Origin of the sequence: Streptomyces sp. NPDC047974 (genome assembly GCF_040653375.1) — a bacterium.
Lineage (GTDB): Bacteria > Actinomycetota > Actinomycetes > Streptomycetales > Streptomycetaceae > Streptomyces.
The window spans coordinates 82,027-94,758 of the sequence record NZ_JBEZNU010000021.1 but is presented as its reverse complement, the minus strand read 5'-3'; the positions used below and the strand labels follow the sequence as shown (position 1 = coordinate 94,758).

Sequence of the window (12,732 nt, the reverse complement as noted above, 5' to 3'; positions counted from 1 at the left end):
GGGCCCCCGGGGGGCGGGTGCGGGTGCGGGTGCGGGTGCGTACGAGCCTCCCGACGACCGGGGGCCTGCCCCCCGGGGCGTACACGCCCTCCGGGCGGCCGGGGTCACGGCCACGGCCACGGCCACGGGCGGGGCCACAGCCACGGGCGGGGCCACGGGCGGGGTCGCGGCCGGGCGCCGACCGGGAGCCGTAACCCGCCCGGCCGCCGAGCCCACGGCCGGAAGCCGTACCCGTACGACCGCCGGAGCTGGGTCAGGGACTCCGTACGGGCTCTGCCGGCGGCCCGAGGCCCCGGTCAGGACAGCCCGAGACCCCGGTCAAGGGCGGCCCGTGGGGCCGCCCCGCGGGCGGCGGAGGCCGAGGCGGGACAGGAGGGCGGCGAGGGCCGTGCCGAGGGGGCCGGTCGCGGGGCGGCCGGCGAGCACGCGCGCGAAGCGGCGTCGGTCGCGGAGGGCCCGGAGCACGGCCAGGTCGTGGGTGCCGGGGGCGGGCGGCGCGGGCTCGCCCCGCCGCACGGCCCGGTAGCTGTCGAAGAGGTGCTGCTGCAGCGCGTCCATGGGCTCACCCTGGGCCCGCCCCGGCCCGCCCCGCGCGCCGATTGACGGCCCTCGTCAATCGGCGCGACGGCCGCCCGGGGACATCCCGCACCATGGGGGGCGTGAGCGTGACCATCGACATCACCGGCGTGCCGCCCGAGCGGATCGCCTTCAGCCCCTCGCCGCTGGCCGAGCTCGGCAACGCCGTCCACGTCCTCGCCGAACCGGGCCACCACCCCGCCCACCACGCGTGGGCGACGGCGACCAACGCCGCGCTCGAACCCGGCCTCGCGGACCGCCTCCTGGAAGCCGACTTCATGTGGCGGTCGACCCGCTCGGACTTCCTGCTGCCCGCCCGGCCGCGCGAGACCCTGGCCGAGGAGCTCGACGACCTCGACCGCATCGACGACGAGACCTTCGTCGGCTCCGCCCTGGAGATCTCCTGCAGCCCCCGCTACGCCCGGGGCGGCATCCCGTCGCCGCTGGTCGACGAGGGGTCCCGGCGGCGCGCCCTGGACCTGGCCGCCGCGCGCGGCCCGCGCCAGGCCGCGTTCGCGGAGCGGATGATCTCCGCCCCCACCGCCACGCGCGCGTGGCTCCGGCGGCTCCTGGAGGACTGCGACCAGGCCTTCTTCGCCGACACCTGGCGGCGGGTCCGGGTGCAGCTCGCCGCCGACGCCCGCCACAAGACGGAGCTGATGCGCCGCAAGGGCCTGGCCGACGCCCTCGCGGACGCCTCCCGGGCGCTGTGCCTGGAGGAGGACCACGAGGGCACCCGGATCGTGGTCGACAAGCTGGTCGAGGCCCGGACGGAGGCCAGGGCCGGAGCCCTGACCCTGGTGCCCAGCGCCTTCGGCCGGCCCCACCTCATCGCCCTCTACACGCCCGGCTGGCAGCCGGTGATCATGTATCCGGCGGCCAGCCGCGAGGTCGGCGGCCTGGAGTCCGTCGGCACCGTGGGGCTCCGCCTCGAAGCGCTCGCCCACCCGGTGCGGATGCGGATGTGCCGGAGCCTGGCGCGCGGCCCGTACTCGACGAGCGAGCTGGCGGACACCCACGGCATCACCGCTCCCGAGGTCTCCCGCCACCTGGCCGTCCTGCGCAAGGCCGGCCTGCTCACCACCCGCCGCCGGGGCCGCTACGTCCTGCACCAGCTCGACTTCTCCGTCGTCGCCCGCCTGGGCAGCGACTTCCTGGAGTCGGTGCTGCGCTGAGCCGCCGCCGCGCCGGGGCTCCGCGCGTTCAGCCCTTGGCGCCGCCCGCGCGGACCAGGCCCGTCTCGTACGCGAGGACGACGACCTGGACGCGGTCGCGCAGGCCCAGTTTGGTGAGGATGCGGCCCACGTGGGTCTTGACCGTCGCCTCCGACAGGACGAGCCGGGCGGCGATCTCGCCGTTGGACAGGCCCTGGGCGACCAGGAGCATGACCTCGCGCTCGCGCTCGGTCAGCTTCTCCACCTCGCGGTGCTCGGGCTCGCGGCCGGAGGACGGCAGCATCGGGGAGAAGCGGTCCAGGAGCCGGCGGGTGGTCGAGGGGGCGACGACGGCGTCGCCGCTGTGCACCGAGCGGATCGCGCCCAGCAGCTCGGCCGGCGGCACGTCCTTCAGCATGAAGCCGCTCGCACCCGCCTTCAGGCCGGAGAAGGCGTACTCGTCGAGGTCGAAGGTGGTCAGGATGAGCACCTTCGGGGCGTCGGGCACCGCGCAGATCCGCCGGGTCGCCTCGACCCCGTCGAGGCGCGGCATCCGGACGTCCATGAGGACGACGTCGACCTCGGTGGTCCGCAGCACCTCCAGGGCCTCCGCGCCGTCGCCCGCCTCGGCCACGACCTCCATGTCCGGCTGGGCGGCGAGCACCATGCGGAAACCGGTGCGCAGCAGCACCTGGTCGTCGACGAGCATCACGCGGATGGACATGGGGTTCCTTCGGTGGGTGAGGACGGAACGGGACTCGCGGACTCTCCGTGCACGAGCTTCCAATGCGCGGACTCTCCGTGCGCGGACTCTCCGTGCGCGGACTCTCCGTGCGCGGACTCTCCGTGCGCGGACTCTCCGTGCGCGGACTCTCAGTGTGCGGGCTTGAGCGGCAGCAGGACGCTGATCCGGAAACCGCCGCCGGGGCGCGGCCCCGCGTCCAGGGTGCCGCCCACCATGCCGACCCGTTCCCGCATGCCGATGAGACCGTGACCGCGCCCGTCGGCGCCGCCGTCCTCGTACATCTCCTGGGGCGCGCCCCGGCCGTCGTCCTCGACGAGCAGGCCGAGGCCGTCGTCGAAGTAGACGAGCCGGACGCTGGCGCCGGCGTCGGGGCCGCCGTGCTTGCGGGTGTTGGTGAGGGCTTCCTGGACGATCCGGTAGGCGGTCAGGCCGACGCCGGTGGGCAGCTCGCGCGGGGTGCCCTCGACGGCGAGGTCGACGGTGAGCCCGGCGCCCCGCACCTGCTCGACGAGCTCCTCGATCTGCTCCACGTCGGGCTGCGGCACGTACTCCCCCGCCTCCTGGTGCTCGCCGGTGCGCAGGATGCCGAGGAGGCGGCGCATCTCGGCGAGCGCCTGCCGGCCGGTGGTGGAGATGGTCTCCAGGGCCTGCTTGGCGGTCTCCGGGGAGGAGTCCATGACGTAGGCGGCGCCGTCGGCCTGCACCACCATCACCGACACGTTGTGCGCGACGACGTCGTGGAGCTCGCGGGCGATCCGGGCCCGCTCGGCGGCCACCGCGACCTTGGCCTGCGCCTCCCGCTCCCGTTCGAGCCGGGCGGCCTTCTCCTCCAGCTGGGCGAAGTAGGCGCGGCGGGTGCGCAGCGAGTCGCCGAGGACCCAGGCGAGGGCGAACGGCACGGCCATGATCACCGTGAAGAAGACCCGGGCGGGGACCGAGACCGTCTCCTCCAGCGGCCACCTCAGCTGGGACAGCGGGGCGGCGCACAGTCCGCCGACGAGCGCGAGCCGGGAGGCCCAGCGGGGGCCGTCGTGCGCGGCGACGGTGAAGATGATGACGAGCATGGCGAAGTCCGCCATGAAGGTCTGGATGTCGAGGACCAGCTGGACGACGCCGAGGGCGACGGCCAGGACCAGCATCTTCTCGGGTGCCCGCCGCCGCAGGGCGACGACCAGGGAGAAGAGCGTGGCGACCGCCCCGTAGCCGACGGCGTGGTCGAGGGCCGGGGTCATCGACCCGATCCACAGCCCGGAGAACCCGAGGAGGACGACGGCCCAGAAGACGTCGACGCCCGTCGGGTGGCTGCGGATGAAGTCGTAGAGGCGCTGCACGTAACCCAGAGTAGGGAAAGCCCGGGGGCCGGGGATCAACCGAGCGGTCGATCCTTGCGGCGGGACCCGTACACCCCGGGGTGGAGACTGGGGCGCGTGACGGATGACGGGACGGACGGGGTGACGGGCGGAGCGACGGGCGCGACGGCACGGCCGCGGGACGGCCGGGAGCCGGGTGGCCGGGAGTGGGGCGGCCGGGAGTGGCGGGGCTGGCGGGAGGCCACCGAGGAGGCGCTGTACGGCCCCGGGGGCTTCTTCCTGCGCCCCGAGGGCCCCGCGGGCCACTTCCGCACCTCGGTGCACGCCTCGCCGCTCTTCGCGGCGGCGGTGGCCCGACTGCTCGTCGCGACGGCGGAGGAGCTGGGGAGCGACGAGGTCGACGTGGTGGACGTGGGCGCGGGCCGGGGCGAGCTGCTGGCCGGGGTGCTGGCGGCGGTCCCGGAGGGGCTGCGGGTGCGGGCGTACGCGGTGGAGCGGGCCGCCCGGCCGGACGGGCTGCACGCGCGCGTGGAGTGGACCGACCGGCTTCCCGAGGGCGTGCGGGGACTGCTCTTCGCGAACGAGTGGCTGGACAACGTGCCGGTGGACGTCGCCGAGGTGGGCGAGGACGGCACCGTCCGGTACGTGGAGGTCCGCGCCGACGGCACGGAGCGGCTCGGCGCCCCGGTCACGGGTCCGGACGCGCGGTGGCTGGCCCGCTGGTGGCCGCTGGCCGAGCCGGGCGGGCGGGCCGAGATCGGCCGGCCCCGGGACGAGGCGTGGGCGGCGGCGGTCGGCTCGCTGGCGGCGGGCCTGGCGGTGGCCGTGGACTACGGGCATGTACGGGACTCCCGGCCGCCCTTCGGCACGCTGACCGGCTTCCGGGCGGGCCGGGAGGTCGCGCCGGTCCCGGACGGCACCGGCGACCTGACCTCCCACGTGGCCCTGGACGCCTGCGCGGCGGCGGTCCACGCGCGCGTGCCGGCGGAGCTGACGACCCAGCGGGAGGCGCTGCGCGGCCTCGGGGTCACCGGCGCCCGCCCGCCCCTCGCGCTCGCCTCGACGGACCCGGCGGCGTACGTGCGGGCGCTGTCCGGTGCCGGTGAGGCGGCCGAACTGACCGCGCGGGGCGGCCTGGGCGACTTCCTGTGGCTGAGCCAGCGGGTGTGATCCGCCGGTGTGAGCCGCCGGTGTGATCCGTCGCTGTGAGCCGTCGCTGTGAGCCCCCCCAGGGCTCCGGGGTTTCCCCAGGGGCGGGGTTGTCCACAGGCTGGGGCCCTGGCCCGTCGGCGGGCCGTGCGGCGGGGGATACTGTCCGGCATGACGGAGACCACGGTCGGCATCGGCGGCGCGGCGGAGAGCACCGACATGGTGCTGAACATCGGCCCGCAGCACCCCTCCACGCACGGCGTGCTCCGGCTGCGGCTGGTGCTCGACGGCGAGGTGATCCGGCACGCCGAGCCCGTCGTCGGCTACATGCACCGGGGTGCCGAGAAGCTCTTCGAGGCGCGCGACTACCGCCAGATCGTCATGCTGGCCAACCGCCACGACTGGCTGTCCGCCTTCTCCAACGAGCTGGGCGTCGTGATGGGCGTCGAGCGGATGCTCGGCATGGAGGTGCCGGAGCGGGCGGTCTGGCTGCGGACGCTGCTCGCGGAGCTGAACCGGGTCCTGAACCATCTGATGTTCCTGGGGTCCTATCCGCTGGAGCTGGGCGGGATCACGCCCGTCTTCCACGCCTTCCGGGAGCGCGAGGAGCTCCAGACGGTGATGGAGGAGGTCTCGGGCGGCCGGATGCACTACATGTTCAACCGGGTCGGCGGCCTCAAGGAGGACCTGCCGGCGGGCTGGCTCGGCCGGGCGCGGCAGGCGGTCGCGGACGTGCGGTCGCGGATGGACGTCTACGACCGGCTGGTCCTCGGGAACGAGATCTTCCGGGCCCGCACGCGCGGGGTCGGCGTCCTGGCCCCCGAGACCGTGCACGCCTTCGGGGTGTCCGGGCCGATCGCCCGCGCCTCCGGCGTCGACTTCGACCTGCGGCGCGACGAGCCCTACCTGGCCTACGGGGAGCTCCAGGACACCCTGCGGGTCGTGGTCCGCCAGGAGGGCGACTGCCTGGCCCGCTTCGAGTGCCTCCTCGACCAGACCCACAACTCCCTGGAGCTGGCGGACGCCTGTCTGGACCGGCTCGCCGAGCTGCCGCAGGGGCCGGTCAACCAGCGGCTGCCGAAGGTCCTGAAGGCGCCGGAGGGGCACACGTACGCCTGGACCGAGAACCCCCTGGGGCTGAACGGCTACTACCTGGTGTCGAAGGGCGAGAAGACCCCGTACCGGCTGAAGCTGCGCTCGGCCTCGTACAACAACATCCAGGCGCTGGTGGAGCTGCTGCCGGGGACGCTGGTCGCGGACATGGTCGCGATCCTGGGGTCGTTCTTCTTCGTCGTCGGCGACATCGACAAGTGACCGGCCGGGGCGCTCAGCCCTGGCGCATCACCACGTAGTCGCGTTCCTCCCGGCCGGGGCGGCGGCGGTCGACGACCCTCCAGCCCCAGCGGGCGTACCGGTCCGTCAGCTCCGGCACGTCGAGGGTCATCAGCAGGGCGGGCCCGGCCTCGGCGATCACCAGCAGGGCGTCGTGGAGGGCCCGGCCGAGGCCGCGGCCCTGGTGGGCGGGGGCGACGAGGAGTTCGGCGAGCTCGAAGGCGGGCTCCGCCCCGGAGAGGGCCGTGCCGGTCCAGCCGGCGGCGAGGCCGAGGAGTTCCCCGTCGGGGCCGAGGGCCGTCACCGCGTGGAAGCCGTCGCCGCGGGCGGCCGACTCCAGGAGCCGGTCCGCGGTCCGTACGGCGCCGAGCGGGGTGTCGTGCCAGGGGGCGCCGGCGAAGGCCTGGGCGCACAGGGCGATCAGCTCGTCGCGGCGGGCCGGGACCTCCTCCGGGCGGAGGAGGCCGAGGCGGTGGGTCACTGGTTGACGGCGCCGCGCAGCTCGGCGAGATCGAGCTGCTCGGTCTCGTCGTGCGCGGTCAGGTCGATGACCTGACCGATCGGTCCGGCGGCGGAGGGGCGGGGCGCCACGGGCTCCTCCTCGGCGGGAGCCTCCCCGGCCGGCGCCTCGTCGGCGCGGTCCGGGCGGGGGCCGACGGCGGCCGAGGCCGGGACCGGGGTGAGGGCGGGGCCCTGCGCCGGGAGGGCGGCGGCCGCGCGGGCCTCCTCCAGGACCTCCTCGCCCACCACGTCGGCGAGGTCGGTGTCCTGGACGGCCTCGATGGCCGCCTTGTGCGTGCCGGTCTGCGGGCCGGCCTGCGTGCCGAAGAAGTCGAAGCCGCCCTCGGTGCGCGGGGCGGGCCGGCGGGCCGCGTACGGGGCGATCGCGCTGGCCGCCGGGACGGCCGGGCTCCGGTCCGGGGCCGCCGGGGGCAGGGCCTTCGCGGTGGCGGCGGGGGCGAGCGCCGCCGGGGCGTCCTGGCCCGCCGGGTGGGTGTGCTCGGCGGCGTGCCGGCCGCGCGGCTCCTCGGTCTGCGCGGCGCGCTCGGCGAGGTCGCGGGCGCGGGCCGCCTCGGCGGTGCGGCGGGCCTGCTGGGCGGCGGCGTTGCGCGGCAGGTCGCGCAGGGCCTGGGCGGCGCGGCGGTACGCCTCCGGGGTGGGCGTCGACCCGGCGGCGGGCAGTTCCTTGGGGGCCTCGGCGTTCGCCTGGGCCAGGACGCGACGGCCTTCGAGGGCGCTGGCGCGCTCGGTCTCGGCGGTCGCGTAGCGGCGCAGCAGGTCGGCGTGCTCGCCGCGCAGCCCGGCCAGTTCGACGCGCTTGGCGCGGAGCTTGGCGTCGAGGCGGATGCGCAGGGCGCGGGACTCCTCCAGGTCCGCCTCCAGTTCGGCGAGGCGCTCCTCGGCCTTCCACTGGTCGGCGGTGCGGGCGCGGGTCAGCTCGGCGACCTGGCGGCCGGCGCTGCGGTCCCAGCCGCGCATGAGGACGGCACCGGTGACGGCGGCGGCCGACGCCGCCACGGCGAGCAGCCGCACGACCACGAGTTCCCCGGGGATCCAGGCCGCCGCGGCGCAGACGACCGCGGCGCCGGCGACCGCGGAGGGCGGCATCAGCTTGTGCAGAGGCGGGGAATGGCGGTGGCGTCCACGTGGCATGGCCTGAAATTTACCGTGCGTAGGCGCGGCGTGGGGGGTCGGCCCGGCAATCATTTGGCCACTTCTCGACAACGGAATCGGGCAGACCTCGTTCCGCTTCCGCTTCGGGCCGACTTCCCCTCTCCGGCGGCTACTTGCCGACCAGCCCCTTCTCCTTCAGATAGGCGGCGGCGACGTCCTCCGGCTTCGCCCGCTCGGCGTCGACCTTGCGGTTGAGTTCGGCGAGATCCACGGTGGTCAGCACCTTGGTGAGCTTGTCGAGGGCGGCGGCGACCTCGGGCGCGCCGGCCTCCTTGGCGTTCACCACCGGCAGCACGTTGTCCGCGTTCTGCAGGTGCTTGTCGTCCTCCAGGAACACCAGGCCGAAGCCCTCGATCGTGGCGTCCGTGGTGGTGGTGAGGACCAGCTGGTCCACGCCGTCCTTGACGGCCTGCTTGGCCTGCGGGGTGCCGACGCCCTTGGGGTCGACGCCGGTCACGTCGATGCCGTAGGTCTTCTTCAGACCGGGGGCGCAGAAGGGACGGACCGCGCATTCGTCGCCCGCCGCGATCTTCACCTTCAGCTTCGCCGCGCCGAGATCCGAAAGGGTCTTCAGCTTGTTCTTCTCGGCGAATTCCTTCGACACCGCGAAGGCGTTCTGGTCGACCGCCCCGCCGACTTCCAGGACCTTCAGTCCGCGCGGCTCCGCGAGCTTCCGCAGCGCGTCCACGGTGGCCTTCGCGTCACCGGAGGCGACCGGCTTCTCCTCGGGCGCCTTCGGGCCGTTCGCCTTCGCGTTGAGGAATTCCGCGAGCGTCGCCGCGTATTCCGGTACGACGTCGATCTCGCCCTTCTCCAGGGCGGGCTCGTACAGCTCGCGGTTCTTCACGGTGGTGACCGAGGCCGAGTAGCCGGCGTCGCGCAGCAGCTGCGCGTACAGCTCGGCGAGCACCTTCGACTCGGTGAAGGCGGCGGCGCCGACCACCAGGGTGCCCTTGTCGCCGCCGGAGCCGCCGGAGCTCGTCTCCTTGCCCTTCTCCAGGCTGTCGCCGCCGCACGCGGTGAGCGAGACGGCCAGCACGGCGGCACCAAGCAGCGCGCCGGTGGCGCGCGAGATCCTGTTCACGTCTTTCCGTCCTTCTCTTTACGGTGTACCGAATACGTCAAGTCCGAGGCGGCCGGGGCACCAGGAGCCGGTCCACGCCGACCAGCACCCCCTCCACCACGAGCGCGAGGAGCGCCACCAGGACGGCGCCCGCGACCACCTGCGCGGTGTCGTACAGCGCGAAGCCCGCGGTGATGATCCGGCCGAGGCCGCCCTGGCCGACCATGGCGGCGATCGTCGCGGTGGCGACCACCTGCACGGCGGCGGAGCGTACCCCCGTCATGACCACCGGGGCCGCCAGCGGCAGCTCGACCCGCCCGAAGACCTGGGCGCCCGTCATCCCCATGCCCCGGGCCGCCCGGACGGCCGACCGGTCGACCTCGCGCACGCCCACGTACGCGTTGGTCAGCAGCGGCGGTATCGCGAAGAGGACCAGCGCGGTCACGGTCGGCACATAGCCCGCGTTCCGCAGCGGGGAGACCATGAAGAGGGCGAGGACCGCGAAGACCGGGACCGCCCGCCCCACGTTCGACACGTTCACCGCGAGGGCGCCGCCCCGCCCGAGGTGGCCGAGCCAGAGTCCCAGCGGCAGCGCGACCGCGCCGGCGATCAGCAGCGCCAGCCCGCTCACGTACACGTGCTCGGCGAGGCGCGCCGCGATGCCCTCCTCGCCGGTCCAGTGCGCGCCGGTGGTGAGCCAGGTCCACGCGTCCGTCACGACCCCCACCTCACTCACCCCCCGGCGCGCCCTGGGCCCTCGACCAGGGCGTGAGCAGCCGCTGGACGCCCAGGAGCAGGAGGTCGGCGGCGACCGCGAGCAGCACGCAGAGCACGGAGGCGGCGAGCACCTGCGCCTTGAAGAAGGTGGGCAGGGCGTCCTCGATGAGATTGCCGAGGCCGCCGCGGCCGACGACCGAGCCGATGGTGGTGAGCGCGATGGTGGAGACCGTGGCCATCCGGACGCCGGCCATCAGGACCGGCAGCGCGAGCGGCAGTTCGACCTGACAGAGCAGCCGCCAGGGACCGAAGCCGAGGCCCCGGGCGGCCTCCCGGGTCTCGGCCGGCACGGCTTCGAGTCCGGCCAGCGCGTTCCGCACCAGGATCGTCAGGGCGTACAGCACGAGACCGGTGACGACGAGCGCGGAGGAGAGCCCGAAGACGGGCAGCAGCAGCGAGAACATGGCGAGCGACGGCACCGTGTAGAGCAGGGTGGTGAGCCCGAGGACGGGGGTGGCCAGGCGCGGGCGGGCCCGGACCAGGAGGGCCAGCGGCACGGCGACGAGCAGCGCGATGGCCACGGAGGCGGCGGTGAGGCCGATGTGCTGGACCAGGGCGTCGGTCAGCTCCTCGCGGCGGGTGCGCAGATACTCCCCGCAGATCCAGTCGTTGGCGACCAGACAGTTCGGTGCGCTCATCCGGACCTCCCCCAGGCCGCCGCCACTAGAACGTGTGTCTGACGACGACCCTAACCCGCCCCACCCGCGAAACGGCCGGTCCACGGCCCTGTGGCGCCCATCCGCCACCTCGCCGCAACACCTCCTTCACACACGCCGGATGACGAGGGGACACAATGGGCCCATGATCCGGTTCGAACAGGTGACCAAGCGCTATCCGGACGGCACCACCGCGGTCGACGACCTCTCCTTCGAGGTCGCCGAAGGTGAGCTCGTCACGCTCGTGGGCCCCTCGGGCTGCGGCAAGACGACCACGATGATGATGGTGAACCGGCTGGTCGAGCCGACCGCCGGCCGCGTCCTCGTCGACGGCCACGACATCGCCGGGGTGGACCCCGTAGCCCTCCGCCGCAAGATCGGCTACGTCATCCAGCAGGTCGGGCTCTTCCCCCACCGCACGGTCCTCGACAACACCGCGACCGTCCCCGCCCTCCTCGGCTGGAAGAAGGCCGCCGCACGCGCGCGTGCCGCCGAACTCCTCGAACTCGTCGGCCTCGACCCCGCCGTCCACGGCACCCGCTACCCCGCGCAGCTCTCCGGCGGACAGCGCCAGCGCGTCGGCGTGGCCCGCGCGCTCGCCGCCGACCCGCCGGTCCTCCTCATGGACGAGCCCTTCGGCGCCGTCGACCCCGTCGTCCGCGAACGGCTCCAGAACGAGTTCCTCGCCCTCCAGGCCACCGTCCGCAAGACCGTCCTCCTCGTCACCCACGACATCGAGGAGGCCGTCCGGATGGGCGACCGCATGGCCGTCTACGGACAGGGCCGCATCGAGCAGTTCGACACCCCGGCCACCGTCCTCGCCTCCCCCGCCACCCCGTACGTGGCCGACTTCGTCGGCGGCGACCGCGCCCTCAAGCGCCTCGCCGTCACCCCCGTCACCGCCGAGGACCTCGACCCGCTGCCCGCCGGCGCACCCGCACCGGACGCGGCACCCGCGCCCCGATCCGTACCCCTCGGAGGCACCCTCAAGGAGGCGCTCGCCCTGCTCCTCCAGGACGACTCCGGCCACCTGACCGTCACCGGCACCGACGGACGGCCGCTCGGCACCCTCACCCCCGCCGGAGTGCACCGGGCCCTGCGCCGCGCGGGCTGAGCCGCGCGGCGGGGACCCTCCGCGGAGCTCAGTCCGCCCGCAGCTTCCCGCTCATCCACACCAGGCCGGGCGGGATCTCCCGCTTCCACGTGGTGAAGTTGTGCCCGCCGCTCTCCAGCGTGATCGAGGAGACCCGCGCCGGGCTCTTCACCTTGCGGACGAACTCCCGGGTCCCCTTCAGGTTCCCCTCGCCCTGCCGCGACGTCGTCACCAGGAACGACGACGCCGGCTGCGGCCGGTGGTCCAGGCTCCACAGCAGGTCCGACCGGCGCCGCAGCTCCCGGTCCCCGTGGAACAGGTCACCGGTCGTCACGTCCTCCGCCGCCCGGTAGTACGCCGAGAACCCCGCCCCCGCCACGAACCGGTCCGGGTGGTGCAGCGCGATCTTCAGCGCGCAGTAACCCCCCGTCGAGTTCCCCATGAACCCCCAGTTCCGCGGCTTCGACCCCACCCGGTACGACTCCGAGACCGCCCGCGGCAGATCCTCCGCGAAGAAGGTCTCCGTCTTCGGGCCGCCCGGCACGTCCACGCACTCGGTGTCCCGCGGCGGCGCCACCGTCGGCCGCAGCATCACCAAAACCATCGGCTGCATCCGCCCCTCCTTCGCCTGGAGGTACGCCGTCCGGGGGTACTTCAGCCCCTTGATCAGGTTCTCCGCCGTGCCCGGATACCCCGTCAGCACCACCGCCGCCGGGAACGACCGCTTCGCGTACCGCTCCTGGAAGTACTCCGGCGGCAGGTAGACGAAGGCCGGCGAGGTGATCCCCGACCGGTCGCCCCGCACCACCACCTCCTGGATCTGCCCGCCCACCGACGGCCGCGCCCCGCCCGGCACGTCCACGGCCCGCGTCCCCACCACCCGGACGTCCTTCGCCGCGGCGCCGTGGTCGACGACCACCCCCATCTCCTGCTCCTGGCCGAACAGATCGGCCCAGGAGCCGTAGAAGAGGAAGGAGCGGTTCGCCGCCAGCCCCACCGCCGCGAACAGCGCCAGCTGCGTCGCGAACAGCAGCCCCACCCTGCCGAACACCGGCCGCCACCCCCGGCGTGCCAGCCGCGGCCACAGCACCACCGTGACCGCGAACAGCGCGAGGGCCACCGCCACCGCCGTGACCAGCGCCCCGCCACTCGTGAGACCCATCAGACGTCCGCACCTTCCCGAGTACGACTTCCCGGACGTCC

Annotated in this window: 13 protein-coding genes; 4 read left to right on the top strand and 9 right to left on the bottom strand. The window is 74.5% G+C overall.

What is annotated here, in order from left to right:
- Positions 1-318: 318 nt before the first annotated feature.
- Entirely contained in the window at positions 319-558 is a 240-nt protein-coding gene (locus AB0E19_RS26810) for a hypothetical protein (RefSeq protein WP_362184741.1), read from the bottom strand.
- Positions 559-650: 92 nt separating this feature from the next.
- Here AB0E19_RS26810 and AB0E19_RS26805 point away from each other — a divergent pair, with 92 nt between their 5' ends.
- The gene (locus tag AB0E19_RS26805; protein ID WP_362184740.1) at positions 651-1,751 is read left to right on the top strand and encodes a DUF5937 family protein; all 1,101 of its coding nucleotides are present in this window, start codon (positions 651-653) and stop codon (positions 1,749-1,751) included.
- Positions 1,752-1,779: 28 nt separating this feature from the next.
- Here AB0E19_RS26805 and AB0E19_RS26800 read toward each other — a convergent pair whose 3' ends face one another.
- Positions 1,780-2,454, bottom strand: coding sequence for a response regulator transcription factor (locus AB0E19_RS26800; RefSeq protein ID WP_362184739.1), 675 nt, complete (start codon positions 2,452-2,454; stop codon positions 1,780-1,782).
- Positions 2,455-2,603: 149 nt separating this feature from the next.
- Complete coding sequence (locus AB0E19_RS26795; RefSeq protein ID WP_362184738.1) at positions 2,604-3,806, bottom strand: sensor histidine kinase; 1,203 nt, start codon at positions 3,804-3,806, stop codon at positions 2,604-2,606.
- Between the two features lie 234 nt (positions 3,807-4,040).
- On the opposite strand from AB0E19_RS26795, the gene AB0E19_RS26790 reads away from it, so the two are divergent.
- The gene (locus tag AB0E19_RS26790; RefSeq protein WP_362184779.1) at positions 4,041-4,955 is read left to right on the top strand and encodes an SAM-dependent methyltransferase; all 915 of its coding nucleotides are present in this window, start codon (positions 4,041-4,043) and stop codon (positions 4,953-4,955) included.
- 150 nt (positions 4,956-5,105) lie between these two features.
- Positions 5,106-6,248 carry an NADH-quinone oxidoreductase subunit D gene (locus tag AB0E19_RS26785; RefSeq protein ID WP_362184737.1) on the top strand — a complete coding sequence of 381 codons (1,143 nt, stop codon included), beginning with the start codon at positions 5,106-5,108 and terminating at the stop codon, positions 6,246-6,248.
- A 13-nt stretch (positions 6,249-6,261) separates the two neighbouring features.
- Here the strand turns inward: AB0E19_RS26785 and AB0E19_RS26780 are convergent, their stop codons facing one another.
- From AB0E19_RS26780 to AB0E19_RS26760, 5 genes are all read right to left on the bottom strand, one after another.
- Positions 6,262-6,747, bottom strand: coding sequence for a GNAT family N-acetyltransferase (locus AB0E19_RS26780; RefSeq protein ID WP_362184736.1), 486 nt, complete (start codon positions 6,745-6,747; stop codon positions 6,262-6,264).
- Complete coding sequence (locus tag AB0E19_RS26775; protein WP_362184735.1) at positions 6,744-7,919, bottom strand: hypothetical protein; 1,176 nt, start codon at positions 7,917-7,919, stop codon at positions 6,744-6,746. Before AB0E19_RS26775 ends, AB0E19_RS26780 begins: the two co-directional genes overlap by 4 nt.
- A 130-nt stretch (positions 7,920-8,049) precedes the next feature.
- Entirely contained in the window at positions 8,050-9,024 is a 975-nt protein-coding gene (locus AB0E19_RS26770) for an ABC transporter substrate-binding protein (protein WP_362184734.1), read from the bottom strand.
- A gap of 37 nt (positions 9,025-9,061) precedes the next feature.
- Entirely contained in the window at positions 9,062-9,730 is a 669-nt protein-coding gene (locus tag AB0E19_RS26765) for an ABC transporter permease (RefSeq protein WP_360602384.1), read from the bottom strand.
- A gap of 1 nt (position 9,731) precedes the next feature.
- The gene (locus AB0E19_RS26760; protein WP_362184733.1) at positions 9,732-10,418 is read right to left on the bottom strand and encodes an ABC transporter permease; all 687 of its coding nucleotides are present in this window, start codon (positions 10,416-10,418) and stop codon (positions 9,732-9,734) included.
- A gap of 163 nt (positions 10,419-10,581) precedes the next feature.
- Here AB0E19_RS26760 and AB0E19_RS26755 point away from each other — a divergent pair, with 163 nt between their 5' ends.
- Positions 10,582-11,550, top strand: coding sequence for an ATP-binding cassette domain-containing protein (locus AB0E19_RS26755; RefSeq protein WP_362184732.1), 969 nt, complete (start codon positions 10,582-10,584; stop codon positions 11,548-11,550).
- A 28-nt stretch (positions 11,551-11,578) separates the two neighbouring features.
- Here the strand turns inward: AB0E19_RS26755 and AB0E19_RS26750 are convergent, their stop codons facing one another.
- A complete protein-coding gene (locus tag AB0E19_RS26750; protein WP_362184731.1) occupies positions 11,579-12,691 on the bottom strand; it encodes an alpha/beta hydrolase-fold protein in 1,113 nt (370 codons plus the stop codon).
- Positions 12,692-12,732 lie beyond the last annotated feature (41 nt).